Annotated in this window: 26 protein-coding genes; 19 read left to right on the top strand and 7 right to left on the bottom strand. The window is 41.8% G+C overall.

What is annotated here, in order from left to right:
- Positions 1 to 22: 22 nt before the first annotated feature.
- The 13 genes from IRE19_RS09360 to IRE19_RS09300 all read left to right on the top strand — a co-directional run bounded on the left by IRE19_RS09360 (position 23) and on the right by IRE19_RS09300 (position 13,817).
- The gene (locus tag IRE19_RS09360) at positions 23 to 781 is read left to right on the top strand and encodes an SDR family NAD(P)-dependent oxidoreductase (RefSeq protein WP_203340179.1); all 759 of its coding nucleotides are present in this window, start codon (positions 23 to 25) and stop codon (positions 779 to 781) included.
- Positions 782 to 822: 41 nt separating this feature from the next.
- The gene (locus IRE19_RS09355) at positions 823 to 2,457 is read left to right on the top strand and encodes an AMP-binding protein (protein WP_203340178.1); all 1,635 of its coding nucleotides are present in this window, start codon (positions 823 to 825) and stop codon (positions 2,455 to 2,457) included.
- 45 nt (positions 2,458 to 2,502) lie between these two features.
- Entirely contained in the window at positions 2,503 to 3,660 is a 1,158-nt protein-coding gene (locus IRE19_RS09350) for an ABC transporter substrate-binding protein (protein WP_203340177.1), read from the top strand.
- An 81-nt stretch (positions 3,661 to 3,741) separates the two neighbouring features.
- Entirely contained in the window at positions 3,742 to 4,614 is an 873-nt protein-coding gene (locus IRE19_RS09345) for a branched-chain amino acid ABC transporter permease (protein ID WP_203340176.1), read from the top strand.
- Positions 4,611 to 5,633, top strand: a complete 1,023-nt coding sequence (locus IRE19_RS09340; protein WP_203340175.1) for a branched-chain amino acid ABC transporter permease — start codon at positions 4,611 to 4,613, stop codon at positions 5,631 to 5,633. Before IRE19_RS09345 ends, IRE19_RS09340 begins: the two co-directional genes overlap by 4 nt.
- Before the next feature lies 1 nt (position 5,634).
- A complete protein-coding gene (locus IRE19_RS09335) occupies positions 5,635 to 6,366 on the top strand; it encodes an ABC transporter ATP-binding protein (RefSeq protein WP_203340174.1) in 732 nt (243 codons plus the stop codon).
- Positions 6,359 to 7,066: an ABC transporter ATP-binding protein gene (locus tag IRE19_RS09330; protein WP_203340173.1), complete on the top strand. Its 708-nt coding sequence runs from the start codon at positions 6,359 to 6,361 to the stop codon at positions 7,064 to 7,066. Before IRE19_RS09335 ends, IRE19_RS09330 begins: the two co-directional genes overlap by 8 nt.
- Before the next feature lie 19 nt (positions 7,067 to 7,085).
- Positions 7,086 to 7,823, top strand: coding sequence for an SDR family NAD(P)-dependent oxidoreductase (locus IRE19_RS09325; protein WP_203340172.1), 738 nt, complete (start codon positions 7,086 to 7,088; stop codon positions 7,821 to 7,823).
- A gap of 242 nt (positions 7,824 to 8,065) precedes the next feature.
- Positions 8,066 to 9,115, top strand: a complete 1,050-nt coding sequence (locus IRE19_RS09320; RefSeq protein WP_203340171.1) for a zinc-dependent alcohol dehydrogenase — start codon at positions 8,066 to 8,068, stop codon at positions 9,113 to 9,115.
- A gap of 38 nt (positions 9,116 to 9,153) precedes the next feature.
- Positions 9,154 to 10,551, top strand: a complete 1,398-nt coding sequence (gene lpdA / locus IRE19_RS09315) for a dihydrolipoyl dehydrogenase (RefSeq protein WP_203340170.1) — start codon at positions 9,154 to 9,156, stop codon at positions 10,549 to 10,551.
- Between the two features lie 14 nt (positions 10,552 to 10,565).
- Positions 10,566 to 11,525 carry a thiamine pyrophosphate-dependent dehydrogenase E1 component subunit alpha gene (locus IRE19_RS09310; protein ID WP_203340169.1) on the top strand — a complete coding sequence of 320 codons (960 nt, stop codon included), beginning with the start codon at positions 10,566 to 10,568 and terminating at the stop codon, positions 11,523 to 11,525.
- Between the two features lie 14 nt (positions 11,526 to 11,539).
- The gene (locus IRE19_RS09305) at positions 11,540 to 12,556 is read left to right on the top strand and encodes an alpha-ketoacid dehydrogenase subunit beta (protein WP_203340168.1); all 1,017 of its coding nucleotides are present in this window, start codon (positions 11,540 to 11,542) and stop codon (positions 12,554 to 12,556) included.
- Positions 12,546 to 13,817, top strand: coding sequence for a dihydrolipoamide acetyltransferase family protein (locus IRE19_RS09300; protein ID WP_203340167.1), 1,272 nt, complete (start codon positions 12,546 to 12,548; stop codon positions 13,815 to 13,817). The genes IRE19_RS09305 and IRE19_RS09300 overlap by 11 nt, the downstream gene beginning before the upstream one ends.
- 149 nt (positions 13,818 to 13,966) lie before the next feature.
- Here the strand turns inward: IRE19_RS09300 and IRE19_RS09295 are convergent, their stop codons facing one another.
- Positions 13,967 to 14,953 carry an acrylyl-CoA reductase family protein gene (locus IRE19_RS09295; RefSeq protein WP_203340166.1) on the bottom strand — a complete coding sequence of 329 codons (987 nt, stop codon included), beginning with the start codon at positions 14,951 to 14,953 and terminating at the stop codon, positions 13,967 to 13,969.
- Between the two features lie 201 nt (positions 14,954 to 15,154).
- Between IRE19_RS09295 and IRE19_RS09290 the strand changes: the two genes are divergently transcribed.
- Positions 15,155 to 15,625: a peptide-methionine (S)-S-oxide reductase gene (locus IRE19_RS09290; RefSeq protein WP_203340165.1), complete on the top strand. Its 471-nt coding sequence runs from the start codon at positions 15,155 to 15,157 to the stop codon at positions 15,623 to 15,625.
- Between the two features lie 103 nt (positions 15,626 to 15,728).
- The gene (locus IRE19_RS09285) at positions 15,729 to 16,445 is read left to right on the top strand and encodes an FAD-dependent oxidoreductase (RefSeq protein WP_203340164.1); all 717 of its coding nucleotides are present in this window, start codon (positions 15,729 to 15,731) and stop codon (positions 16,443 to 16,445) included.
- A 76-nt stretch (positions 16,446 to 16,521) separates the two neighbouring features.
- Here the strand turns inward: IRE19_RS09285 and IRE19_RS09280 are convergent, their stop codons facing one another.
- Positions 16,522 to 17,748: an AI-2E family transporter gene (locus IRE19_RS09280; RefSeq protein WP_203340163.1), complete on the bottom strand. Its 1,227-nt coding sequence runs from the start codon at positions 17,746 to 17,748 to the stop codon at positions 16,522 to 16,524.
- A gap of 408 nt (positions 17,749 to 18,156) precedes the next feature.
- Between IRE19_RS09280 and IRE19_RS09275 the strand changes: the two genes are divergently transcribed.
- Entirely contained in the window at positions 18,157 to 18,468 is a 312-nt protein-coding gene (locus IRE19_RS09275) for a DUF4181 domain-containing protein (protein WP_203340162.1), read from the top strand.
- Positions 18,469 to 18,554: 86 nt separating this feature from the next.
- Here the strand turns inward: IRE19_RS09275 and IRE19_RS09270 are convergent, their stop codons facing one another.
- Positions 18,555 to 19,139, bottom strand: a complete 585-nt coding sequence (locus IRE19_RS09270) for a TetR/AcrR family transcriptional regulator (protein WP_203340161.1) — start codon at positions 19,137 to 19,139, stop codon at positions 18,555 to 18,557.
- Between the two features lie 145 nt (positions 19,140 to 19,284).
- Between IRE19_RS09270 and IRE19_RS09265 the strand changes: the two genes are divergently transcribed.
- The gene (locus IRE19_RS09265) at positions 19,285 to 20,019 is read left to right on the top strand and encodes a glucose 1-dehydrogenase (RefSeq protein ID WP_203340160.1); all 735 of its coding nucleotides are present in this window, start codon (positions 19,285 to 19,287) and stop codon (positions 20,017 to 20,019) included.
- Positions 20,020 to 20,077: 58 nt separating this feature from the next.
- Here the strand turns inward: IRE19_RS09265 and IRE19_RS09260 are convergent, their stop codons facing one another.
- A complete protein-coding gene (locus IRE19_RS09260; RefSeq protein WP_203340159.1) occupies positions 20,078 to 20,680 on the bottom strand; it encodes a hypothetical protein in 603 nt (200 codons plus the stop codon).
- A 241-nt stretch (positions 20,681 to 20,921) separates the two neighbouring features.
- Here IRE19_RS09260 and IRE19_RS09255 point away from each other — a divergent pair, with 241 nt between their 5' ends.
- The gene (locus tag IRE19_RS09255; protein ID WP_191714786.1) at positions 20,922 to 21,311 is read left to right on the top strand and encodes a DUF4181 domain-containing protein; all 390 of its coding nucleotides are present in this window, start codon (positions 20,922 to 20,924) and stop codon (positions 21,309 to 21,311) included.
- Between the two features lie 5 nt (positions 21,312 to 21,316).
- Positions 21,317 to 21,709: an RDD family protein gene (locus tag IRE19_RS09250; RefSeq protein WP_203340158.1), complete on the top strand. Its 393-nt coding sequence runs from the start codon at positions 21,317 to 21,319 to the stop codon at positions 21,707 to 21,709.
- Between the two features lie 54 nt (positions 21,710 to 21,763).
- On the opposite strand, the gene IRE19_RS09245 is transcribed toward IRE19_RS09250, so the two are convergent.
- The 3 genes from IRE19_RS09245 to IRE19_RS09235 are packed head-to-tail and all read right to left on the bottom strand — an operon-like array spanning position 21,764 to position 23,701.
- A complete protein-coding gene (locus IRE19_RS09245; RefSeq protein ID WP_203340157.1) occupies positions 21,764 to 21,991 on the bottom strand; it encodes a hypothetical protein in 228 nt (75 codons plus the stop codon).
- 49 nt (positions 21,992 to 22,040) lie between these two features.
- Complete coding sequence (locus IRE19_RS09240; RefSeq protein ID WP_203340156.1) at positions 22,041 to 23,084, bottom strand: beta-carotene 15,15'-monooxygenase; 1,044 nt, start codon at positions 23,082 to 23,084, stop codon at positions 22,041 to 22,043.
- A 5-nt stretch (positions 23,085 to 23,089) separates the two neighbouring features.
- Positions 23,090 to 23,701, bottom strand: a complete 612-nt coding sequence (locus IRE19_RS09235) for a hypothetical protein (protein ID WP_203340155.1) — start codon at positions 23,699 to 23,701, stop codon at positions 23,090 to 23,092.
- Positions 23,702 to 23,722: the final 21 nt, after the last annotated feature.

Genomic DNA, 23,722 nt, shown 5'->3' with positions numbered 1-23,722 from the left:
TACAATTTGGAGGAGGAGTTTAATGGATTTATTTTCATTGAAAGGCAAAACGGCAATTGTTACTGGGGGTAACCGGGGATTAGGTAAAGCAATTGTAATGGGACTGGCAAAGGCTGGAGCAAATGTAGTAGTCGTTAGCCGGGATATGGAAAGAAATAAAGCGGTTATTGACGAAGTTGAAAGTTTGGGAGGAACAGGAAGCAGTTTTTCAGTAGATCTTAGAAATAAAGATTCTATAGCTGCGATGGTGGACCAAGTGGTTGAAAGGCATGGTTCCATAGACATCTTAGTAAATAATGCAGGTGTTTCTTCTACAAATTTTGCACTTGATGTGACAGAGGAAGACTGGGATCGGGTGATGGATTTAAATGTAAAATCTTTATTTTTCTGTTGTCAGGCGGTTGCGAGCAAGATGAAAGAGCAAAATTTCGGAAGAATCATCAATATGTCATCGGTTGTTGGACAAGTCGGTGATGTTGGTATCAGTCCATATACTGCCAGCAAAGCAGCTGTCATCAATTTAACAAGGTCTCTTGCTTTGGAATGGAGTCGATTCGGTATCAATGTAAATGCTGTTGGTCCCGCTTATATCGAAACTGAGATGAACCGAGATGAACTCAATACTCCGCATGTTCGTGACAAAATTATTAACAAAACACCACTCAAGCGTTTAGGGGAACCAGAAGAATTAACAGGAATGATTATTGCTTTAGCAAGTAATGCGGGTAATTTTATCACTGGACAAACTATTTTTGTGGATGGTGGATGGTTAGCGCAATAGGATGGGATGCTATTCAAAAAAAATCGAAAGGAGGTTGGCGGATGGAAACACGTATTACCTCAGAGCTAATAGAAGAATACGTCAGCAAAAATTATTGGTTGAACAAATCATTAAGAGAGTATTTTTTAGAAACAGTTAAAGCCTATCCTGATAGAGACGCAGTGGCAGATGAGTATAAGGTTCTCAATTATCAAGAACTGCATGATTTGATGGAGAACATCATTAGCGGTTTGCATGCATTAGGGGTTGAAGCGAGAGATCCAATAGCGTATCAACTACCTAATTGGATTGAAGGTCACGCTATCCATAATGCTATTAGAGTAATGGATGGTATTTGCTGTCCAATAGTTCCAATTTATAGGGAAAAAGAACTTAAATTTATTTTAAATCAGACTGAAGCTAAAGTTATTTTTATTCCGGATGTATTCCGCAAACACAACTATCCTGAAGTCATCGGAAATATTTATTCTTCATTGCCTAATCTAGAGCATGTGGTTGTTTTAGGTGACACTGCTCCAAAGGGAATGATAACGTTCGATGAATTTTTGGATAGGGGAAAATCATATAAATCCCAAAAGAGCCTTCAGGAATATAAAAGCAATCCGAACGATGTAGGGTTGATCATGTATACATCTGGAACCACATCCGAACCTAAAGGGGTCCAACATACAGATAATACATTAATCCGTGAGTATCTGTTGACGATTGACAATTTCAAATTAGACCAGGAAACAATTATGCTGATGCCGTCGCCTATTACTCATATTTCAGGTTTAACGCCTTTAGAGTTGTCTTTGTTGATTGGATCTAAAGTAGTTTACATGGATATATGGGACGATACTAAAGCAGCAAAGCTGATCAGTGATCAGAAATGCAATTTTATGATCAGTGCGACACCTTTTCTGAAATGGTTAGTTGAATCGGATCTGACAGAAAAATATGATTTATCTTCTATGCAAAAGTTTGTTTGCGGAGGTGCATACATACCACCGGAGTTAATAAAGAAAGCACCGAATGCAGGAATTAAAGCTGTGCGCGTCTATGGCTCTACTGAATGTCCCACAGTTTCTTTAGGATTATTGAATGACAGCACTGAACGAGCGTTTTACACAGACGGCAAGATTCCAGTGGGATACGACATTAAAATAGTATCTCTAGATGGTGAAATTTTATCAGAAGGTCAGGAAGGCGAAATTGCAGTCAAAGGTCCTGAAGTATTTATCGGTTATAAAAATACAGATCTGAACCGAGAGTCATTTGACCACGAAGGCTATTTTTATACTGGTGATTTGGGAAGAATCGAGGAAGAGCGGTATTTGGTCATTACTGGTCGAATAAAAGACATCATTATTAGGGGTGGAGAAAATATATCTACTAAAGAAGTAGAAGATCTTCTGTATGAACATCCTGCGCTTGACCAGGTAGCAATAGTTGCTATGCCAGATCCGACTTTAGGAGAGAAAGCATGTGCATATGTAAAAGTCAAAAAAGGTTATGAATTCACTTTTGATGAAATGATTTCGTATTTATCAGAGAAAAAGATCGCTAGGCAAAAGTTACCGGAACGATTGGAAGTATTAGCCGAATTGCCAACCACCACGTCAGGGAAAATTATGAAAATTGAACTTAGAAAAATGATTGCAGAAAAATTAGAAACGAATTCTCTACAAATGTAATGATTTTATTTTTACAAAATAGATGAATGAAAAGGAGTAGATATGATGAAAAAGCGATTGATGAGTCTACTGGTTCTATTGATTACTGCGGTATTTTTGGTTGGGTGTGGAGGAGACAGTTCTGCAGGAGCAAGCGGCGACAAAGCTAAAATTGGCGTGGCTTTAGCGACAACAGGTCCAGCAGGACAAACAGCAAGTTGGGTCTTGGATGGTCACCAATATGCAGTAGACAAGATTAACGCAGATGGTGGTGTTCAAATTGGCGATGAGTTTTTTGAGTTGGAGTTGGTTCATTACGATACAGAAGGAAGAACAGCGACTGCCACGTCAGTTACAGAGAGGTTGATCAGTCAGGATAAAGTCGCAGCGATTCTTGGTACATCTATTAGTTCTGAAACACAGGCTATCATTCCAATTTCACAGAGAGCTAAGGTGCCTCTTGTGACTGTGGCAGCATCCAGCGACAAATTGGTTGAGCAAGGATCTGAATTCTTTTCACAAGCTGGACCGGCTAATGTTAATTATGTAAAGGGTGGTACTAAAACTTTAAAAGATTTAGGAGCTAAAAAAACCGCTGTCCTTTATATCGATGATGACTGGGGACAATCGTATTCACGATTGTATCCAGAAGAATTGGAATCTCAGGGAATTGAAGTGGTTGCTAAGGAAGGTTTCTCTCCGGAGCAGAAAGAATTTGTAACTTTACTAAACAAAGTTAAAGCATCAAATCCGGATTCAATCATTGTGGCCGCGCAAACTGAAATCGCAGTACCACTTTTCAAACAAATTGAATCCGTAATGCCCGATGTGCAGGTCTTTGAAGCAGGTGGGGTTATTCCTGAAGAACTGCTGGCCTTGGAACCTGAAATTGCAGAAGGCATGATTGTTATGAGCCGTGCTGGTGAAGAAACGCCAGGAATTGCTGAAGTGCAAAAGAGCTTTGGAGAAAGCCATGACTATGAAGCCAATTCTTTCACATATTCAGGGATAGATGGAGTTTATATTCTTAAAGAAGCGATGGAAAGAGCAGGATCAGTTACTGATTCGGTTAAAATTGCAGAAGAAATTCGAGCTTCTCAATATGAAGGTTTGATTGGATATTACGAATTTACTGAAGAAGGTGGAAATGGATTAGTTGGAAATCGGGCTGTTATAAAAGATGGCAAAGTAATTTATCAATCCACTGATTCTGATCTTCCATAAGCAAGTTTTAAGTAACCAGGACATTAGTAGGTGTAATTAATGTTCTGGTTCTTTACTTAAAAGAAGATGGGAGGAAAAGATATGACTGACCAAATAATTCAAGCATTAGTTAATGGATTAGTAAGTGGAAGTATATATGCTTTAATGGCAATTGGTTTCACACTCGTTTTTGGAATTATGCATGTTATTAACCTAGCGCACGGGGAACTATACATGCTTGGAGCTTTTACTACGTTTATCTTGGTGGGCGTTTATGAAATTAATTTCTTTGTTTCTTTAGTGATCTCTGCATTTATCGTGGGTGTATTGGGATTTTTCATCGAACGCTTTATTTTCAGGCCACTTCGGAAAACAGCTATGCTAAATACTTTACTAGCTTCGATTGGTCTGTCCATATTTTTAAGTAACTTAGTTTTACAAATTGCGGGACCACAAATGAGAACTATTGCCTTTCCTTTTGGAACCGAAGAGATTGCGATTTTCGGCATCACGATGACTATTCAAAGATTGTTGATTGTTGGAATTACAGCAGCTTTGGTTATTTCACTTTTTGTTATTTTTAAATTCACCAAATTTGGTAAAGCATTGCGAGCCACTTCTCAGAACCGAGATGCTGCCGCTTTAATGGGCGTTAATATTAATCTAATGTATGGGTTAATCTTTATGATAAGTGCTAGTTTAGCAGCAATTGCAGGAGGCATGATTGGTTCATTATATGTAGTTGATGCTGCCATGGGAATTGCCCCAGGTATGAAGTCTTTTATCATAGTTATTCTTGGAGGAATGGGTAGTGTCGTAGGTGCGGTTATTGGTGCATTGATCTTAGGATACGCTGAGACATTTACAAACTTGTATGGTTCTGCATCTCTACAGGATTTGGTAGGCTATGTAATTCTAATCCTGGTACTTTTGCTGAAGCCAAGCGGATTGTTCGGAGGTGCTAAGATCAAATGAAAAATCTTAAAGGTAATAAGAAAATCCTCATCCCAGTTCTGTCTTTGGTCATCGGGATAGTGCTAGTTATGCTGCCACTGTTTATGGGAGACTATGTTATCCACGTCATGAATCAGATTGGAATCATTATCATTTTGGTTTCCAGTTTAAATCTAATTGTGGGTTACACCGGCCAATTATCATTTGCACATGTCGGATTATTTGCTGTAGGTGCATATACTAGTGCGATTTTGACTACTGCTTATGGCCTCTCTTTTTGGATGGCGTTACCTCTTGGGGCTCTTGCCGCAGCAATGATTGGATTTTTGATTGGTCTTCCATCATTGCGCTTTCAGACACATTTCTTTGCAATTGTTACATTAGCCTTTGCAGAAATTATTCGTTTGGCCATTTATAACGGAGGAAGTTTGACTGGTGGACCGAACGGAATTTACAGTATTCCTTTTCCTAATGACATTTTGGGGTTGGATTTTACGCAACGTGGTAATTTCTACTACATTATTTGGGTAGCTGCAGCAGTTACAGTGCTCTCGATTTATTTAATTACACGATCAAGAGTCGGAAGAGAAATGATCGCTATCAGGGAAAATGAAACTTTCGCTAAGTTTATCGGAATCGATACGTGGAAAGTGAAGATAATCTCTTTTACTATTAGTGCTTTCTTTGCAGGTTTTGCAGGTGGTTTATACGCACATTACAATTCTTTTATTTCACCTTTTTCCTTCGAAGTATCCGAATCTGTTACCTATTTATTAATGGTAATTATCGGGGGCATGGGAACCATACTGGGCCCAATTCTTGGAGCAATTTTCTTGTTAATTCTTCCTGAGTTATTAAGAAGCATTAATGATTACCGAATGATTATTTATGGGGCTATGCTGGTTCTAACAATTATGTTTCTGCCAGGAGGATTTGTCGGACTTTACAGAAACATGAAAAGTCGGTTGTTAGAAAGAAAACCGGCATTAAAGTCATTAAAAATAAAACCGGAAATCAGGAAAGTGGAGGAGGAGAACTGAGATGTTAGAGGTGAAAAACGTTAGTAAGTTTTTTAAAGGGCTGGTTGCTTTAGATAATGTTACTTTTACCGTAGAAAAAGACACCATACAAGGTATTATCGGACCAAATGGTGCGGGAAAAAGTACGATGTTCAACTGTATCACTTGTTTCTTCCCTGCGTCCAAGGGCGAAGTGATTTTTGAGGGGAAAAATATTTCGGGGATGAAGCCGCACAAAATAACTGAGCTTGGAATTACCCGTACTTTTCAGCATACACAGGTTTTTCCAGAGCTGACTGTTCGGAACAATATATTGACCGGCCAAAATGTCATGCAGAGAAAAGACCGTAAACGTTCTAAAGAACAATTACGGGCGAAAATAGACGAAATTATAGCGTTCGTTGGATTGGAGTCACTTGAAGAAAATTTGGGAAAAAACTTAAGTTTAGGCCAGCAAACTAAATTAGCGATTGCCATTTCTCTAGCTACAGAACCGAAAATGCTCTTGCTGGATGAGCCGGCAGCAGGAATGAATCCTGAAGAAACCAATCAACTTGTGGATCTCCTCAGAAAAATTAAGAAAATGGGCGTTACGGTAGTATTGATCGAGCATGATATGAAAGCAGTCATGGGCTTGTGTGAACGAATTGTGGTTCTAGAACATGGGAAAAAAATTGCCGAAGGCAGTCCTAAAGAAATTCGTAACAATCCAAAAGTGATAGAAGCTTATTTAGGGAGTGAGGAGCTTGCTTAAAGTAAGAGGGTTAAATGTCAACTACGATAAAGTTCAGGTACTTAAAGAGGTTTCCATAGATGTAAATGAAGGAGAAATTGTTACATTGATCGGTTCTAATGGTGCCGGTAAAACAACATTGTTACGAACTATCTCCGGAATAAAAAAGAGCCAGAGTGGAACAATCGATTTTTTAGGAGAATCTATTGAAAAAATGGAATCCCATAAAATCGTTGACAGAGGGATAGCGCATGTACCTGAAGGTCGGCAAGTATTTTCTGACATGAGTGTGCGCGAAAATTTGGAAATGGGTGCTTATCGCAGAAAAGATAATGAAAATATCAAAAAAGATCTCGAAGGGGTATATGAATTGTTTCCAAGGTTGCGCGAACGTGAAAAGCAATTAGCGGGTACGATGAGTGGTGGAGAACAGCAAATGCTTGCAATTGGTCGAGCCATGATGTCGAAACCAAAGTTGTTTATCTTTGACGAACCTTCATTGGGGATTGCTCCAATCATTGTCCAGGAAATTGCCCAATTGATTGTTAAGTTGAACCAATCCGGTGCCACAGTCCTGCTTGTTGAACAAAATGCGAATTTGGCTTTAAAGATATCGCATAGAGCCTACATTATGGAAACCGGAAAAATCGGCTTGGAAGGACAATCACAGGCATTATTGAACGATGAGAGAGTAAGTAATATCTATCTGGGATTTGAATAATGGATAAGAGGTGAACTGTATGTTTAGTGAGTTGAAAGATAAAGTGGCGATTGTGACAGGCGGGGCTTCGGGAATTGGTGCTGAAACTGTAAAGCGCTTAGCCTCATTGGGGGTGCGGGTAATATCCGCAGATATGAATGACGAGTTAAATAAAGAAAATGCGGAGACATTCAAAGGACAAGGACTGGATGTAACTCCGATTTATAACGATGTTCGAAGTATCGACAGCATTAAAGAAGTAGTGGCATATACAAAAAAAAATTTCAATCGGATTGATATCTTAGTGAATAATGCAGGCATTGGGGAACGAAAAAGTTATGACAAAACTAATATCGAAGAATGGGATCGCGTAATCGAAACTAATTTAAGAAGTGTCATGTTTTATTGTTTAGAAGTTCTTCCGGTCATGAAAAATCAAAAGCAAGGAAGAATCATTAATGTTTCTTCCATGGCTGCCAAAATTGGCGGTTTTCACTCGGGGACTGATTATGTTGCTTCGAAGGCAGGCATTATTGGAGTGACAATGAATCTGGCGAAGCAAGTTGGAAGTTATGGAATAAACGTCAACGGCATCGCACCGGGAGTTATCCATACGCCTATGACCGCAAGCTATCCTAATGACATTACAGAGACGATTCCGCTACGACGCAAAGGAACGCCGGAAGACATCGCGGATTCTATTTTATTTTTAGCTTCAGGATTATCCAGTTATATTACCGGCATTACTTTGGATGTTAATGGTGGATTGCATATGTAGAAAGAATAAGGAAGAAAGAGTGAAAGTTAAGATGCTAATATTATGCTTTTTGCATGATTTAGATTATTATAACTGACCGGCTAGATGAAGCAATCATTAGCTCCACTTTGACTATGATCAGGTTCTTTGGACTAGATATGGGTAAGAACTGATTGGTTCAAATGAATATAAAGAAATTTTCTTTTAACTTTAATAACACTCAGGTGCAGATTAACTGTAACTCAATAAAGAGGAGGTAAAGTATGAAGGCGGCCAGATGGCATGGAATAGAGGACATCCGAATTGAAGCTATCGCAAACCCACTTTTTCCTGATGAGGACTGGGTACAGATTAATGTTAAAGCATGCGGAATATGTGGTTCAGACATTCATGAATATGAAAATGGTCCAATTGCTTTGGGAAAAAAGAATGGACAAAGACAGCAACTTCCACCTGTAACTTTGGGACATGAATTTTCTGGAATAATTAATGAAGTGGGGAAAAATGTTTCAAATTTAACTAAAGGAATGAAAGTGGTTATTGATGCCGGAATTCCCTGCTGTGAATGCCATTATTGTAAAAGTAATTTGAATAATTTATGCAATGATCGTGGCATTTTAGGATTAACTCTAGATGGAGGTTTCGCTGAGTACATAAATGTTCCATCTAAGAACTGCTATCCAGTAGAAGAAGAAATTGACTTTGGACTGCTTGCTTTAGCAGAACCTGTCACCGTAGCGTTACATGCATTAAACCGTAGTGAATTTAAAAAGGACGATGAAGTTTTAATAATCGGCGGGGGTCCGATAGGTTTGATGATATTAATTGCATTAACAAAAAAAGGAATACAGCGTGTGGGATTGGTGGAACCGATTGAGGTAAGAAGATCACTGGCTCTGGAATTAGGTGCACAATATGTAATTGATCCCATAAATGAAGATCAGCAGCAGATTGTGTTGGAGAATACTTCCGACTTGGGCGCCGATATTGTTTTCGAATGTGTCGGCTCTGAAAGGACATTCCAGTCTGCATTAAGTTTAACGCGGAAGAGAGGGAAATTTGTAGTCGTCGGCAGCAGCCCTGAAAACATTCCCATTAATTTTTTTGACTTACTTGCTAATGAAAAAGAAATTATCGGTACATATGGACGTTTAGATGAGTGGCAGGAGGCAATCAATTTATTAATTAAAGAGGAAGTGTCATTTCGAAAATTGATCAGCCACAATTTTGAGTTAAATCAGGCGCAGGAAGTTTTTCATAATATTATCAATGATAAAGCCTCTTATATCAAAGTAATTTTGGAAAACAGATAATCATTTTAATCGAAAAAGCAGAGAGGTGGGATGATTAAATGCCGGAAAATTATGATGTGGTAGTAATTGGCGGAGGACCGGGAGGGTATTCAGCTGCAATCAGAGCGGGGCAATTGGGTTTAAAAACAATGCTCATTGAAAAAAATGAGATTGGCGGAACTTGCTTAAATGTAGGTTGTATCCCGACAAAGCATTTTGTGCATTACTCAGATGTATATTCGACAATAAAAAATTCTTCAAAACTGGGTATTCATACAACCTTAGAACGTCTAGATCTAAATATGTTTCAAAAGGAAAAAAATAAGGTTATTATGCAATTGAAATCTGGAGTGACCAGTATTTTAAAATCACAAGAGGTGGATATTATAAAAGGGTTTGCAACAATTAAGACAAAAAATATAGTTATGATCAAAAATGGACAAAAAGAACAGAGCGTGTCCACAAAAAATATTATTGTGGCTACAGGTTCTTCGCCAAGAGAGCTGCCGTCTCTTCCATTTAACGGAGAGACGGTTTTATCAAGTAATGACATTCTGTCGTTGAGTGAGCTGCCTAAAAAAATCGCTATTATCGGCGGGGGCGTAATTGGAATCGAGTTCGCCAGTATTTTTTCTCAATTAGATGTAGAAGTTCATGTTATAGAGGCATTGCCAAAAATTTTGATGGCTGAAGACGAAGATATTGTCCGGTACTTGAAAAATAGCTTGAAAAAAAATGGAGTCACCATTTATGAACATACTTCTTATAACGATTCTGTGATTAACGATGATCAAGTAGAGTTAATTCTTAAGAATAACGAGGGACAAAATATTAAGCTACAAGTTGATCAAGTATTAGTCGCCATTGGCCGAACAAGAAATACTTCGCAAATAGGTCTGGAAAATGCAGGGGTCCATATTGTAAATCAGCAGATTGAAGTTAATGAATTTATGCAAACGAATGTCCCTTCCATTTATTCAGTTGGTGATATTAATCCTGGCTGGCAGTTAGCACACGTCGCATTTGAAGAAGGTGTCGTGGCGGCAGAGAATATTGCCGGTATGAGCAGAAAGATGGATTATAAAGTTGTCCCAAGGTGTATTTATACTTCTCCAGAAATTAGCACAGTTGGTCTAACAGAAAGAGAAGCAAAGAAAGTCTATTCAGAAGTGGAAGTTCATACATTTCCTCTAGCAGCTAATTCAAAAGCTATGATGGCTGGAAAAAAAGAAGGCATGGCTAAAATAGTGCTGGAAAAAGAGTATAAAGAAATACTGGGAATCTCTCTTGTGGGAGAAGGTGTTAATGAATTGATTTCTGAAGGGTCTTTGGCAATTTATTTGGAAGCTACAGCTGAAGAACTGGCAAATTTAATCCACCCTCACCCGTCACTTTCAGAAATCCTTAAAGAAGTTTCGTTGCTGGCTATGGATAAACCGTTGCATATCACTAATTAGAAAGGGTGTTTCATATGAGTTTGGACAATGATCAAAAGAAAAAACTTTATCGCTTGCTTTATCTTGGACGAAGATTTGAAGAAAGATTAGGCGAACTCTTTACATCTAATGAAGTAGAAGGATGGGTTCATCTTGGAATTGGGCAGGAAGGTACAGGAGCGGCCCTTTCTCTATGTTATGAAGAAGGAGATTATCTGGTTCCCTACCACCGGTCGCGAATATCGATGCTTGGCAAAGGGCTAGAGCCGAAATCTTTATTAGCAGAGATCATGGGGAAGAAAACAGGTTGCTGTAATGGCGTTGGTGGTGAAGCACATATCATGGATGTGAAATCAGGCATTTATGGCACAGGTGGAATTATCGCCGGAAATATTCCAATTGCAGTCGGATTGGCTTATGCCAGCAAATTGGAAGGTGAAAACAGAGTTGTCGTATGCGGCTTTGGCGATGGCGGCAGCAACAGAGGGGCCTTTCATGAATCCTTGAATATGGCAGCTATTTACGAATTACCCATCGTTTTCATTTGTGAGAACAATCAATTCGCTGAATTCACTGCAACCAAGGATACGATGAAAATAGAAAACATTGCAGACAGAAGCGCTGCATACGGCATGCCAGGTGTCATCATAGATGGTTCTGATCCTGAGACATGTGTTGGGGTGATTCAAAAAGCAATGGATGATGCCAGAAATGGAAAAGGCCCAACTTTAATCGAATCAAAAACCTTCCGCGTACATGGTCATTATGAAGGAGATCCGATGAGATACGTGGACGGCGAAGAAACAAAAAAATGGTTGGAAAAGGATCCCTTTATAACTTACCGAAAGCAACTATTAGATGGAACTTTTGCTGCAGAAGATGAATTGGCGGCTATCGAGGAAGAAGTAGAAAAAGATTTGGAGGAAGCAGTTCAATTTGCCTTGGAATCGGAAAGACCAACAGCTGAAGAAGTCGTAGAAAATATATATGCTTGAATGGAGGCAATTAAATGCAAACAGTAAAATTCAGACGAGCAATAAATCAAGCATTAGATGAAGAAATGAGTAGAGACAACAAAGTATTTCTGATGGGCGAGGACATAGGGGCTTCGGGAGGAACTTTTGGTCTGACAAAAGGATTAATGGATAAATATGGGGATATGCGTGTAAAAGACACTCCTATAAGTGAAGAAGCCATTATGGGTACTGTATTAGGAGCTTCACTAGTAGGCTATCGTCCTATTTTTGATTTGATGTTTATGGATTTCATCATGATTGCAATGGATCAATTGGTAAATCAAGCTTCAAAAACTCATTATTTATCCGGAGGGAAAATTAAAGCCCCATTAGTTGTCAGAGCTTTAGCAGGAGGGGGGTTCCGTGCAGGTGGCCATCACTCCCAAACCCTGGAAAGCTGGTTTACTCATGTACCGGGGTTAAAAGTGGTTTATCCTTCTACTCCTTATGATGCAAAAGGATTATTGAAAGCGGCAATACGTGACGATAATCCAGTACTTTTTCTCGAACATAAATCTTTGCTCAGTATTCAACAAGAAATTCCTGAAGAAGAGTATATAATTCCGCTTGGAAAAGCGGATGTGAAACGACAAGGCAGCGATATTACAATTGTGGCGTTTGGTCGAATGGTTCATACAGCGTTAGAAGCTGCTGAAAAATTAGCTGAACTTGGTATTGAAGCAGAGGTGGTTGACCCGAGAACATTATTGCCGTTAGACAAAGATACTATTTTAGCTTCGGTGAGGAAGACAAATAAAGTAATAATCGTTCATGAGGCACCCAAAAATAGTGGATTTGGCTCGGAAATTGCTGCAGTGATAAGTGAAGAGGCAATTTATGATTTAGATGGACCCATTATACGGATTGGCGGCGTATTTTCCACCATTCCTGTAGGAAGCATCGAAGATAATTTATACCCTAAAGTCGGTGAAGTTGTAGAAGAAGCAAAAAAATTAATAAGTAAACAGGAAATAAATAAAAAAAGCGAGGTGAAAGTTTATGACAGTTGAAGTTAAAGTTCCAAAGATAGGAGTAGAAATGCAAAGTGCTGTAGTCGATAACTGGCTGATTAAAAATGGTGAATGGATTGAAAAAAATGATATCCTTCTCGAAATCCAAACGGATAAAGTTACATATGAAGTCGAATCGCCTTCGAGCGGATATGTGAAAATTTTCGGTGAAGAAGGACAAGAGTACAAAATTGGTGAAGTATTGGCTGAAATCGTTGGAAAAATGGAAGAGTTACAAGCTGGGAATACAGATGCGCCATCAGCAACTCAGCATGTTGAAAAAATAAAGAAGAAAGAAAGTGTTGAGTATAACGCAAGTCAATCTGTACCTACTGATAAAAAAGTGAAAGCTTCTCCACTTGCTAGAAAAATAGCTTGGGATCAACAATTAAATTTAGCAGAAATTAAAGGGACAGGACCAAGTGGCGCCATTGTAAAAGAAGATATCCTTAGAAAACTGCAAGACGTTTCGCCCATTGATCAACAGGAAGAAACTCAACAGGATTTTGGTTTGACTCATGCTATTACTGATGAAATTTATGAAAAAGTTGAGGCTTCAACTTTAAAAGCAATTAAAGATATAAGAAAAATTTCACCTATTCGACGAACTATAGCTCAAAAAATGAAAGAAAGTTTGTTGAATACTGCACAAATGACAGATATTAACGAGTTTAATGTAACTGAATTGGTAAAGTTCAGAAATGAATTAAAAGAATTGCAAGGAGAAATTGGTTATAAAATTTCATACTTAGAGTTATTTGTGAAAATAACAGCCATTATCTTAAAAAAGATTCCAGAATTGAATGCAAGTATTGAAGAAAACAAAATAACATATTGGGAAGATATCAATATTGGAATTGCAGTAGCTATTGAAGATGGCCTAGTAGTTCCTGTTATACACCAAGCTGATAAATTATCTTTACTAGAAATTCATCATAAGTTACAAGAATTGATTAAAAAGGCAAAGACCAACAAGTTGTCTACAGTGGAAATGTCTGGCGGAACTTTTACAATAACTAATATAGGAAGCTATGGTGGTTATTACGGAACACCGATTATTAATCCTCCAGAAGTAGCTATATGGGGAATGGGAGCAATTCTTCAAAAGCCAGTAATTGTGAATGGTGAAATTATCGTGGGGGAAATGATAGGATCCAGCTTGACTGTAGATCATCGATTAATCGACGGTGAAGTAGCTGGAAGATTTCAAAGTGAGCTGAAGAAATTAGTAGAAAATCCTAAATTGATAATAGCACAGTAATCCTAACAGAATTGTCGATGGATGTAACCGACGAAATGTTTAAAAGAGTGTATGAAGCTGCGGCTGGGTACACGGATTACACAATTGGAAAGAAACATGAAAAAAGCGGAAAGGCTAACATCAGCCTTTCCGCTTCTTCTTGTTTTTAGTTACAACTTAACAATCGTCCGCCCTAAATGCTGCCCATTCTTGATGGCGTCAATCGTCTCAGCCAATTCTTCAAGGGGAATTTCTTTCACCAGCGTCGTTTGGGTGATGTTCCAGTCGTTGGCCATCTTCTCCCAGATGCTGCCGCGTTTCTCGATTGGTACGTTGACCGAATCGATGCCAAGCAGGTTGACCGCTCTCAGGATAAATGGCAGCACCGTAGTGTTTACCGGAAGGCCGCCTGCGTTGCCGCACATGCTCATGCTGCCGCCGTAGGAAATCTGTGGAATCAATGCAGAAGCGACGTCTCCGCCGACTGTGTCCAAAACAAAGTCGAAGCGGGTCTTGGCGAGTGGTTTCTTAGCGTCTCCCAGCTCGTTCGCAAAAATGACCGTGTTTGCGCCGAGTGTTTTGGCGACGTCCACCTGATTCTCTTTCCGCACCAATGCGGAGACGTTTTTATAGCCGCTTTTCGAGAGGATCTGCACAGCGATGCTGCCGACTCCTCCGGTTGAGCCTGTCACCAATATTTCCGGGTTGTCTGCAACATTCATTCCGTTCTTCTCAAGTGCAAGAATGGAAAGGGCCGCCGTGAAACCGGCCGTGCCGAACACCATGGCATCCTTTAAGCTTAAGTTCTCCGGCATCGGCACGATCCATTCCGCAGGGACGCGTGCATATTCCGAAAAGCCGCCGGTATGGCTCATGCCCATCGTAAAGCCGGTGACGATCACTTCCTGTCCTTCTGTGAAGCGTTCGTCTGTTGATTCGGCGACGGTACCGCTCAAATCGATTCCGGGAATCATCGGGTAATTCCGGATAACGCCTGAATTTTTCTGGACTGCCAGCATATCTTTGTAGTTGATCGACGAATAGGCGACTTTAATCAGCACATCCCCTTCAGAAAGCTGATCGGTGTTGATCTCCTCCAACCCATAGACGACCTGGTCTTCCTGTTCCTTTACTCTGACGGCTTTGAATGAATTCACAATGATTGACCCCTTCCGTATCCTGTTTTTGCAGTAAAACTGCTGTAATACAAAATCTACCATTCTAAAGTGGACACCGTCAATTCAGAGGGACCGGGCAACATGGCCTTTTCTGACTGGCACGGCATGAAAATGATAAGCTGCACACAAGGAAATGGTATATTTACAGTAATTCAATTTACACAAAGAGGAGAGCCGATTATGGAAACAGTTTATTTGGCGGGCGGATGTTTATGGGGTGTTCAGGCTTTTGTAAAGACTTTGCCCGGAGTCGAATCCACAGAAGCAGGAAGAGCGAATGGAACGAGCCATTCGCTTGAAGCGGACTATGACGGGTACGCGGAATGCGTGAAAACAGAATTTGACCCGGCCATTGTCAGCATTCAGGAACTGATGAAGCACTTATTTGAAATCATCGATCCTTACAGTGTGAACAAGCAAGGGGAAGATGTTGGCGAGAAATACCGGACAGGCCTGTACAGCGAAAATCCCGTCCACTTAAAAGAAGCGCAGGCTTTTATTGATAAAAGAACTGATTCCGAGCGGATTGCTGTGGAAGTCTTGCCTCTAACCAATTACGTGAAGAGTGCAGTGGAGCATCAGAATCGGCTGGCCAGATGTCCGGATGATTATTGCCACATCCCGGAAGAAATAATGAACCGTTATAAATAAAAAATTCTTCCTCACTCTAAAAAGAATATTTAATTGAGAACAATTATCATTCGTAGTATAGTAGATGAATACAGAGAACGATAATTGAGGGGGAAAATAAATCATGCAAATTTATTGGACAAAAATCAATAAAATCATTGAAGAAACACCTGAGGTCAGAACGTACCTGCTTGACCGACCGGAAGATTTTACTTGGCAGGAAGGTTCTCATACCCATTTTGCGCTGGAAGGCTTTAATGCGGGGGAAAAACCGAACCGCGGATTGATCCGCCACATGTCGATCTCCACGCTGCCGCATGAAAATTCAATCGGCATCACTACGCGCATCAAAGAGCAATGCTCGGAGTTTAAAGCGACGTTGAGAAATCTGGAAGTGGGCCAGGAAGTGGCGATTTTTAAAACACATTCGAATGTTCCGCTTAAACGGGAAGACAAAAACGTTTACTTGCTTTCATCCGGTGTCGGCCTGGCAACGTTCAGACCGCTGGTGCTTGATTATTTGGAGCGTGCTGACAACGTCAATCAAATCCATTCCCTGAATATCGACTCATCAAAAAATTTCTTGTTCACGAATGTCTTTGAATCCGCGCCTGACAAGAAATTCACTTCGCAGTTTGTCGATAACCGCAAAGAGTATTATGAAGAAGTGAAGAATCTTGCTACAGACAAAGACGGATTGTTCTATGTTGTCGGCAGTGATGAATTCCTTGTGCATAACATTAAAGCATTGCGTGAGCAGGGCGTTCAGCCGGAACAGATCATGCTCGACAAGCGTGAACAGTCGATGGCTGAATTTCTGCCGGTTGAATTGGCGAACTGAGAACGGCTGAAGCAATTTTCAACTTTAATCCCAAAAGCCTAATCCCATTCTGAAAGGGGATTAGGCTTTTCAGGTTTCATCTCAGTTTCTTCTTCAGGCTCAGTTGCTTCTTCTTTTTCTTCTCGGAAACGAGCGGCTTTGGAGCCGGATTGAAGTCATCGTCGTACAGGCCGGTGTAGGTCTGGTACCAGTTGAACAAATGCACCAGGATAACCTTGGCGACAGCATAAGCGGGGATTCCGAGAATGACACCCGGTATGCCGAAGAGATTTCCAGCCGTCAACAGGACGGCGATGATGGTGACGGGATGGATGTTCAGGTTGCTGCCGAGAATGAGCGGTTGGATAACCCGCCCTTCAAGCGTCTGCTCGATGAAAAAAACCACCAGCACTTTGACGATCATGATGGGCGGATGCAGCACAATTGCGATAATGATAATCGGGAAGAACGCGATAAAGGTCCCCAGAAAAGGAATCAGGTTCAAAGCGCCGGCTGTAATGGCGAGGATCAATGCATATTCGAGGCCGATGATGCTGAAGCCGATCCAGAACAGCAGGCCGACGAAAAAGGCGACGAGCAGCTGGCCGCGGATATACTGGCTGATCTGCAGGTTCATTTCGCGCAGCAGCAGGTAAGTATGTTCCCGCATCTTGGAAGGCACCAGCTTCATGATGTGATAAGGCAGGTGATGGCCGTCTTTCAACAGGTAAAAAAGGATGAATGGTGTCGTAATGATTGCCAGCACAGTGGTCGACAGGATGCCGAAGACACTGCCGATGCCGGTAACGGTTGTATCAACAACGTCATCTGCCTGATCGGTAATGGAAGTGGATAAGCTGTCCTCTTCTCCGGTCAGCTGCATTTGCAGTTGTGACAGGATATCGCTCTGGAAAAAGTTGTCGATTTGCGAGATGAAGCTGGTCAAATAATTTTGCCAGTTGTCGAGCAGACTCAGGGACTGTTCGCGAATGATTGGAATCAGAGTCGCAATGCCCCAGGCCAGTAATCCGAGAATCACCACAAAGACGATGGAAATGCCGCCGGCACGTGAGATGTTCTTCGTTTCCATCCAGTCGATGAGCGGATTCAGCAGGTAATACAAGACGCCCGCCATAACCAGCGGCAGCCCCATGACGTTAAAAAAAGCGATAAAAGGCTGAAAGATGAAACTGACTTTCGGAAGCAGGAATAAATTCAGCAGAATCAACAAAATAATGAACAGTACGGATACCGCCTTGTTGTTCAGGACCCATTTCACAAACCAGGAAGCTGCATGGCTCAGTGCGCTTTTGTTCTGCTTCATCACGTGCACCTCTTTCCCCATATCAAACTGTTTCAGTGCCGATCAAACCGTAATTTCTTCTACAATTAAAGTACCCCCGCCGTACATTTTTCACACCAGCCGCATTAAACTATGCGGTTGTGGATACGTTTTTTTATTTAAAATTTAAAATTATCTTATCCACATGTGGATAAGATAATAAGAGTGACGAAACGGCAAAGTTATCCCCGTTTCGGAGCCGAACCATCCACATATCCAAGATCTTGGGGGATAACCTGTTGAGTCCATCCAGTCGATTTGACGCCTTTTCAATAATCTTTTAGAACTTCCACCTGGCATGACCGTAGAATAGATAAAGGCTTTGGAGGTGCGAAATGGAAGTTTTAATCATTTGGCTGGCCGTTTTTTTTTGGTTTTGGATTTTTAAGGATGTTCTTGAAAAAGCGGTTTGGCATCGCTGAGGAAGAGCGGGCGGGCATAAATGTAAGAAGATTTGAACGCTGGAACGGCTGGGTGATGCTGGCGGGAATTATTGTGTTGTTTTCGATTTTCCCGGACTCGCTGGAAGTGTTTTTCTCTTGGCTATTGATTGTTTTCTTGATAGTGAATGGGGTACAGGTCTTTCTGGAATGGAAATACTTGAAAGGATCCCGGAAATATCAGGCGTCGCTTATCTATTTTGCCATCACTGCAGCGGCTGTCGTTTTATTCATCAGCATTGTAAGTTGGCAACTGGGATAGCAATAACCAAATTCTTACACGCTACGTTAGGGTATTGGGTAAATTCGTCGAAAAAAGCATTCCTTAAGTGGAATGCTTTTTTGTCTCTATTCTTCTAAAACCACAGCGCCATCATACATTTTGCCGTGAAGCAACGCCAGCTTTCCGGCCATGGCTTCAGGAGAATCCTTGAAATCTTCTTTGGTCCAATAAAGGAAGAAGCCGAGGCTTCCGTAGGTCATGAAATAATTGAGCGAGGGAATTTCGATATCACTGTCTTCCTCCAATCGCAGCTCGGTTGCGGCCACTTGACCGAGGCTTTCGCAAAATTGATTCTGCGATCCCGGCAGTACTTCGCCTGTAATGATCAGCCGGAAGATGAACTGATGCTGATGGATGTATTCAAAAATGGGCAGGTGGCGCTGTACATCCGTTGAGGAAAAACGTTCCATGCCCTGAAAGCTTTTGCGGAAATAGCTGACCAATCCATCGAGGTGTTCTTCAACGACAGCCGCCAACAGTTCGTTTAAATCTTTGTAATGGGAGTAGAAGGTAACGCGGTTGCAATTTGCCTGTTTGGTGACTTCCGTGATGGTCAACTCTGTCAGGGATTTTTCTTTCAAGAGATCAACTAATGCGGTTTTCAGTTTTTTTTGTGTCCGCAAGATGCGGCGATCTTCGGTGCCTTTCATCGCGATATCCTCCTGTATGTCCGAAATATGGACAAGCTTGTGAATTAAGTATGACATGAATCCTTTTCGATGGACAAACAGAATGGTTTTCTGTTAATTTACATATGTAGTTTATTTATGGGCAGAATTTTAGGAGGAACAGAAAATGGCACGTTTAGCAGAAAAAGTGGCAATCATTACAGGGGCAGCTCAAGGCATGGGAGCGTCACACGCGAAAAAATTCATCGATGAAGGCGCGAAGGTCATTTTGACGGATTTGAATGAAGAAAAAGGGCAGGCGCTGGCTTCAGAACTTGGAGAACATGCTGCATTCGTCAAACACAATGTAACCAGTGCAGAAGATTGGGCAAATGTAATAGCGCAGGCTGAAGAGAAGTTCGGTCCGGTCAACGTATTGGTCAACAATGCAGGCATTACGATGGCAAAATCAATCTTGCAGACGACGGAAGAAGAATACCGCCGCATCGTTGACATCAATCAAGTTTCGGTATTTTTGGGCATGAAGGCAATCATCCCATCCATGCAAAAAGCAGGTGGCGGATCGATCGTCAACATTTCTTCCATGAATGGCTTGGTGGCTGGAGCAATCGGCTATACGGATACGAAATTTGCGGTCCGCGGCATGACGAAAGCAGCAGCAATGGAGTGCGCCAACTACGGCATCCGCGTAAATTCTGTGCATCCAGGTGTCATCGCAACGCCGATGGTTGTTCAGGAAGATACTAAAGCGGCAGTCGAGGAATTCTCCAAACATATTCCCATGAAGCGCGTTGCACAATCTGAGGAAGTCTCCAATATGGTCTTGTTCCTGGCGTCTGACGAAGCCAGCTATTCTACGGGCTCGGAGTTCGTGGTAGACGGCGGATTGACGGCTCAATAAGCATTATAAAAACGGCCATTACGCAATTTTCAGCGTAATGGCCGTTTTTTTGTTGGATTCAACGTGTCTGATAGTTTTTGTTAACAAACAGCACCAGTACCGGTCCGATAATCGGAATCCAGGCGAGCGCTTTGAGTTTGGCCTGTGGGTAAAAGCGATAGGTCGTGTAAACGGATAATCCCCATAGCACAAACCAGTCGACGGTCATGACGGATACGAGGCCAGATGCGAAAAAGGCTTCGCGATAGGCGGCGAATGAAAAACCCTGCAGCAGCGTCAGCCCATTGACGGCCCACGATAGCATCAGGAGGATCAGCCAAAAGCGCGAACCGAGAAAACGCACGAGCCAGTGGGGCGTCCGCAGCTTTCTGTCAGCTTTCCGGTCGCCGAAAGCAAAATAGAGCAGCAGTGAGAAAGCTCCGACAACGAAAGACAGGAGCGCGAAGGGCCAGGCCGGCCATTTCTGCCGGTCATTCAACAGCAGCAACGTCAGAAATACCATCGGAAACAGCCCGAGCGAATTGAAGACGGCGAGCACCAATGGATCGATCGCTCCAAGATTGCCGCTGAATATGTTTGACAAGATGGGGTCGGCCTCGCCGCCGGGTGCCAGAAACACGGCGTAGCCAACCAACAGCAGCCACACGATAAAAAAGATCACAGTCATTCCCCCTTTTTCAACTTATTCCATTACCTCATGGGTTCCCTGAAGGATGCACCGGCAAACCGTTAGCTGACCGCTTGAAAAATCATAAAACTTAATAACACGAACGTGATCAAGCTTTTGATTTTACTGGTCTTCCATATAGAGCCCGTTGAAAGATTCTGCTTAGTTTCCAATGTTGACTAAAGAAGGGGAATAAGTCCAAAATGGAGAGGTAAACTATTCTGGAGGTTGTTCCATGCATTCAGTCACGATCATCGGATTCATCGCAATTTTTGTGGCTTATTTCCTTTTTATCGGAATCTACCTCAGAAAACATCGCGGCATCAAAGGCTTGGGAGGAAGCGTTTTCCTGAAGGACAGAAACCTTTTGGGGATCGCACTTGAGGTGGCGCTTTTTATCGGCTTTGTGTTTGCCTTGATCGCTATCAACATGAAAGATGACGGCGCCGGGATTTCGTTGATTGCCCGTCTCAGTCCTTTTGCGGCGCTGTTTTTCCTGCAGACCTTATTTCGGGGAATCGGGGAATGGCGTGCGCACCGGGAAGAACGACGCTACTGGTATGAATGGTCAGCATCTTTGACCATCCTGTCAGCTTTTACTTTATTACTCATTTTGGAAGGATGAATCAGATGAATGAATTGATGAAAAAACGCACGAAGGCACTGCTGATCGACACAGCCATTTCCACAGCCGTATCGTTTGCTGTTGAGCCTTTATTGAAAAGAAAAACGAAAAGCAGCTTTATGTATACGGTAGTGTCCCCAACCGTGATTTTCTGGGGCTTAGAATATGCGCAAATGCGGCTGAAAGGCCAGACCATCGGACATAGAATGATGGGCATCGAAGTTCAAAACGAAGCGGGCGGCGAACCGACGCCTGAACAAATTTTGGAGCGCATGGTACACCGCGATACAGTCAGTCCGTTCATCTATTTGAAAGACCGTGCCCAGTACGATGCGTACGAAGGCGATAGATTTCCACACGATCTGTATTCGTACACAGTTGTTAAAGAAGTCGAATGAAAGCAGCCCTCCTTGAGAAAAGGAGGGCTGTTCTTATGTCAGGCAGCGAGGGGTCTAGACAAGGCTAAAAGCCAAAAACAGCCCCATGATAAGGACCGCGCTGAGTATCGCGATCCCGTTTCCCACATTCTTTTTCACGTTGAGTTCTTCGTAACCCAGAACAGTAAACAACAGGACCATTATTCCAAAGGCATAGATCATCAAATCGAAGTTCTGAGAGACAAGAATAACTGTGAAAAAGGTCAGCGAGACGATTTGCAGAAACACTTTGAGTATCCCCAATCCGATTTCATCCACCTCCTTTTATTGATTATCCTAAATTTTTTCGTTTTCAGTGGTAGGTAGCTGCCGCGCCGTTCTCTTTAAACAATTCTTTAAGTTCGCTTGGCGAGTCGGATTTGATTGCAACGAAATTATATTCTTTTTCAATTCCCATAAACAAAACGACTTTTTGCGGTGTCTTCATTTTTAAAATAAAATCCGGATAGACTTTTTCGAAATCCCGTACGGCAAAGTCGATGGTGTCTTTGGAAAGCTTTTGTTCAAGGATCGATGCGTCCTCAATGATAGATTCCACGTTCGAATAATCGATTTGTGCCCGCTTCATTAAACCAAGTGACAAATAGACTGCGTCTTTATCGGAATGAATCGGGTTCAATCGCAGAGCCTGGATATCGGCTAAGAAGAAAATGACCGAGTAAATATTCAGCAGCAACAAAATAATCGAGAGGATCGGTGCTTTGTCATGGAGCCAATAATGAATGCCGATCGTTTCGATGACGATGGCGTGGATCATCATAATCTGTAAGGCGATATAGCTCGATTTCTTGTACAGGGTGATTCCGGAGCGCGGTGCCTTTTTCCAGCTCGCGAATGCGTAATAAAACATCAGCGATTCGGAACAGACCACTTGAATAATGGGATGGGTGCGCACGTACCGATCAACGGCCTGTGAAAATGAAAATACAACCGGAAGCGGGCTTTTCTTGACATCAGCTGTAATTTTAGGCATATACCGGACAAAAGCGACAATCAGCAACAGTTCCAGGAGAACAAGGCTGCCTTCTGCCAGAATCCCGATCCAGGTGATGGTTTCAAATGGTTCCAGCAATGAAGAAGGGATAAGGAATCGGAGCAGCACACAACCGAGTGCAGAAAGCGCAATCGTTGTTTTTAAGGTGAATTTATTGAGGTAAAGCATTGTGAAAAGAGGCGCCAGGATAACGAGGTCCAACAGGGAACCCAGCACAACATATTGGGTTTCTTCAGGCATGATCGTAAGCCCGAAGGAAGTCTGGTACAACAAGAAATTACCGGTGAAAATACCAACAAGCATCAAAAACCAAATGGGTTTTGCTTTCTCTATCCAAGTCATTTTATTCACTCCTTGTCTGTAATAACATCTTCATTTGCATGAAATTCTTCTATCGTATACTCATTTTGAATTTCCTCAATTACCGCTTCATTTTCATCCAGAAAGTAGAAGGAAGACTGAAGGGTGTCCTTTTCCAGCTCTTGAGGGAAGTCCCAGAGAATAAGATCTTCAAAAGTAGATTCGGAAAAATAATCTGCCAAAGAGTGGACTGGATAGGGAGCTTCATATTCCAACGGCCATGAATTTGTTAAATGTTCTACCTCTTCACTTTTCAGGAGACCGTAAGCATGCTCCCACTTCCCAGGTGCGTTTAGAAAAGCGATATTTTGGTCAAGGTCCACATCAAAGACATTCAGATTAGTAGGGGAAATCTCAAAGTCTGTGTAAAGGGTGGTGATCAAGAAGCCGCGCTCGGGAATCATGAGTGCAAGGGAAAGTTCGCCGTTTTCATCAATCAGGACAACATGACTCTCATCCACCATCGGAATAAGCGTCGCATCTGTTGATTGCTGGAGTTCTTCGAATGCGCCTTCCGGAGTGGTATGGTATCCGGTTGCGAGCCAGATAACGACTAAAGTTAGGGCAATACCGGTGATCCATAGAAGAATCTTTTTCATTATCCAGCTCCTTTTTTCAAA

Origin of the sequence: Planococcus beijingensis (assembly GCF_016820615.1) — a bacterium.
Taxonomy (GTDB): Bacteria; Bacillota; Bacilli; order Bacillales_A; family Planococcaceae; genus Planococcus; species Planococcus notacanthi.
The sequence above is the reverse complement of the archived record's forward strand: the minus strand, read 5'-3'. Positions and strand labels throughout refer to the sequence as shown.

Bases quoted from the DNA above. Each gene is read 5' to 3' on its own strand.
- IRE19_RS09265 (WP_203340160.1), top strand. From the start codon at position 19,285: ATGGCACGTTTAGCAGAAAAAGTGGCAATCATTACAGGGGCAGCTCAA.
- IRE19_RS09255 (WP_191714786.1), top strand. From the start codon at position 20,922: ATGCATTCAGTCACGATCATCGGATTCATCGCAATTTTTGTGGCTTAT.
- IRE19_RS09275 (WP_203340162.1), top strand. From the start codon at position 18,157: ATGTTCTTGAAAAAGCGGTTTGGCATCGCTGAGGAAGAGCGGGCGGGC.
- IRE19_RS09240 (WP_203340156.1), bottom strand. From the start codon at position 23,084: ATGACTTGGATAGAGAAAGCAAAACCCATTTGGTTTTTGATGCTTGTT.
- IRE19_RS09325 (WP_203340172.1), top strand. From the start codon at position 7,086: ATGTTTAGTGAGTTGAAAGATAAAGTGGCGATTGTGACAGGCGGGGCT.
- IRE19_RS09355 (WP_203340178.1), top strand. From the start codon at position 823: ATGGAAACACGTATTACCTCAGAGCTAATAGAAGAATACGTCAGCAAA.
- IRE19_RS09235 (WP_203340155.1), bottom strand. From the start codon at position 23,701: ATGAAAAAGATTCTTCTATGGATCACCGGTATTGCCCTAACTTTAGTC.
- IRE19_RS09285 (WP_203340164.1), top strand. From the start codon at position 15,729: ATGCAAATTTATTGGACAAAAATCAATAAAATCATTGAAGAAACACCT.
- IRE19_RS09345 (WP_203340176.1), top strand. From the start codon at position 3,742: ATGACTGACCAAATAATTCAAGCATTAGTTAATGGATTAGTAAGTGGA.
- IRE19_RS09360 (WP_203340179.1), top strand. From the start codon at position 23: ATGGATTTATTTTCATTGAAAGGCAAAACGGCAATTGTTACTGGGGGT.
- IRE19_RS09290 (WP_203340165.1), top strand. From the start codon at position 15,155: ATGGAAACAGTTTATTTGGCGGGCGGATGTTTATGGGGTGTTCAGGCT.
- IRE19_RS09310 (WP_203340169.1), top strand. From the start codon at position 10,566: ATGAGTTTGGACAATGATCAAAAGAAAAAACTTTATCGCTTGCTTTAT.
- IRE19_RS09270 (WP_203340161.1), bottom strand. From the start codon at position 19,139: ATGAAAGGCACCGAAGATCGCCGCATCTTGCGGACACAAAAAAAACTG.
- IRE19_RS09320 (WP_203340171.1), top strand. From the start codon at position 8,066: ATGAAGGCGGCCAGATGGCATGGAATAGAGGACATCCGAATTGAAGCT.
- IRE19_RS09350 (WP_203340177.1), top strand. From the start codon at position 2,503: ATGAAAAAGCGATTGATGAGTCTACTGGTTCTATTGATTACTGCGGTA.
- IRE19_RS09280 (WP_203340163.1), bottom strand. From the start codon at position 17,748: ATGAAGCAGAACAAAAGCGCACTGAGCCATGCAGCTTCCTGGTTTGTG.
- IRE19_RS09250 (WP_203340158.1), top strand. From the start codon at position 21,317: ATGAATGAATTGATGAAAAAACGCACGAAGGCACTGCTGATCGACACA.
- IRE19_RS09335 (WP_203340174.1), top strand. From the start codon at position 5,635: ATGTTAGAGGTGAAAAACGTTAGTAAGTTTTTTAAAGGGCTGGTTGCT.
- IRE19_RS09305 (WP_203340168.1), top strand. From the start codon at position 11,540: ATGCAAACAGTAAAATTCAGACGAGCAATAAATCAAGCATTAGATGAA.
- IRE19_RS09340 (WP_203340175.1), top strand. From the start codon at position 4,611: ATGAAAAATCTTAAAGGTAATAAGAAAATCCTCATCCCAGTTCTGTCT.
- lpdA (WP_203340170.1), top strand. From the start codon at position 9,154: ATGCCGGAAAATTATGATGTGGTAGTAATTGGCGGAGGACCGGGAGGG.
- IRE19_RS09300 (WP_203340167.1), top strand. From the start codon at position 12,546: ATGACAGTTGAAGTTAAAGTTCCAAAGATAGGAGTAGAAATGCAAAGT.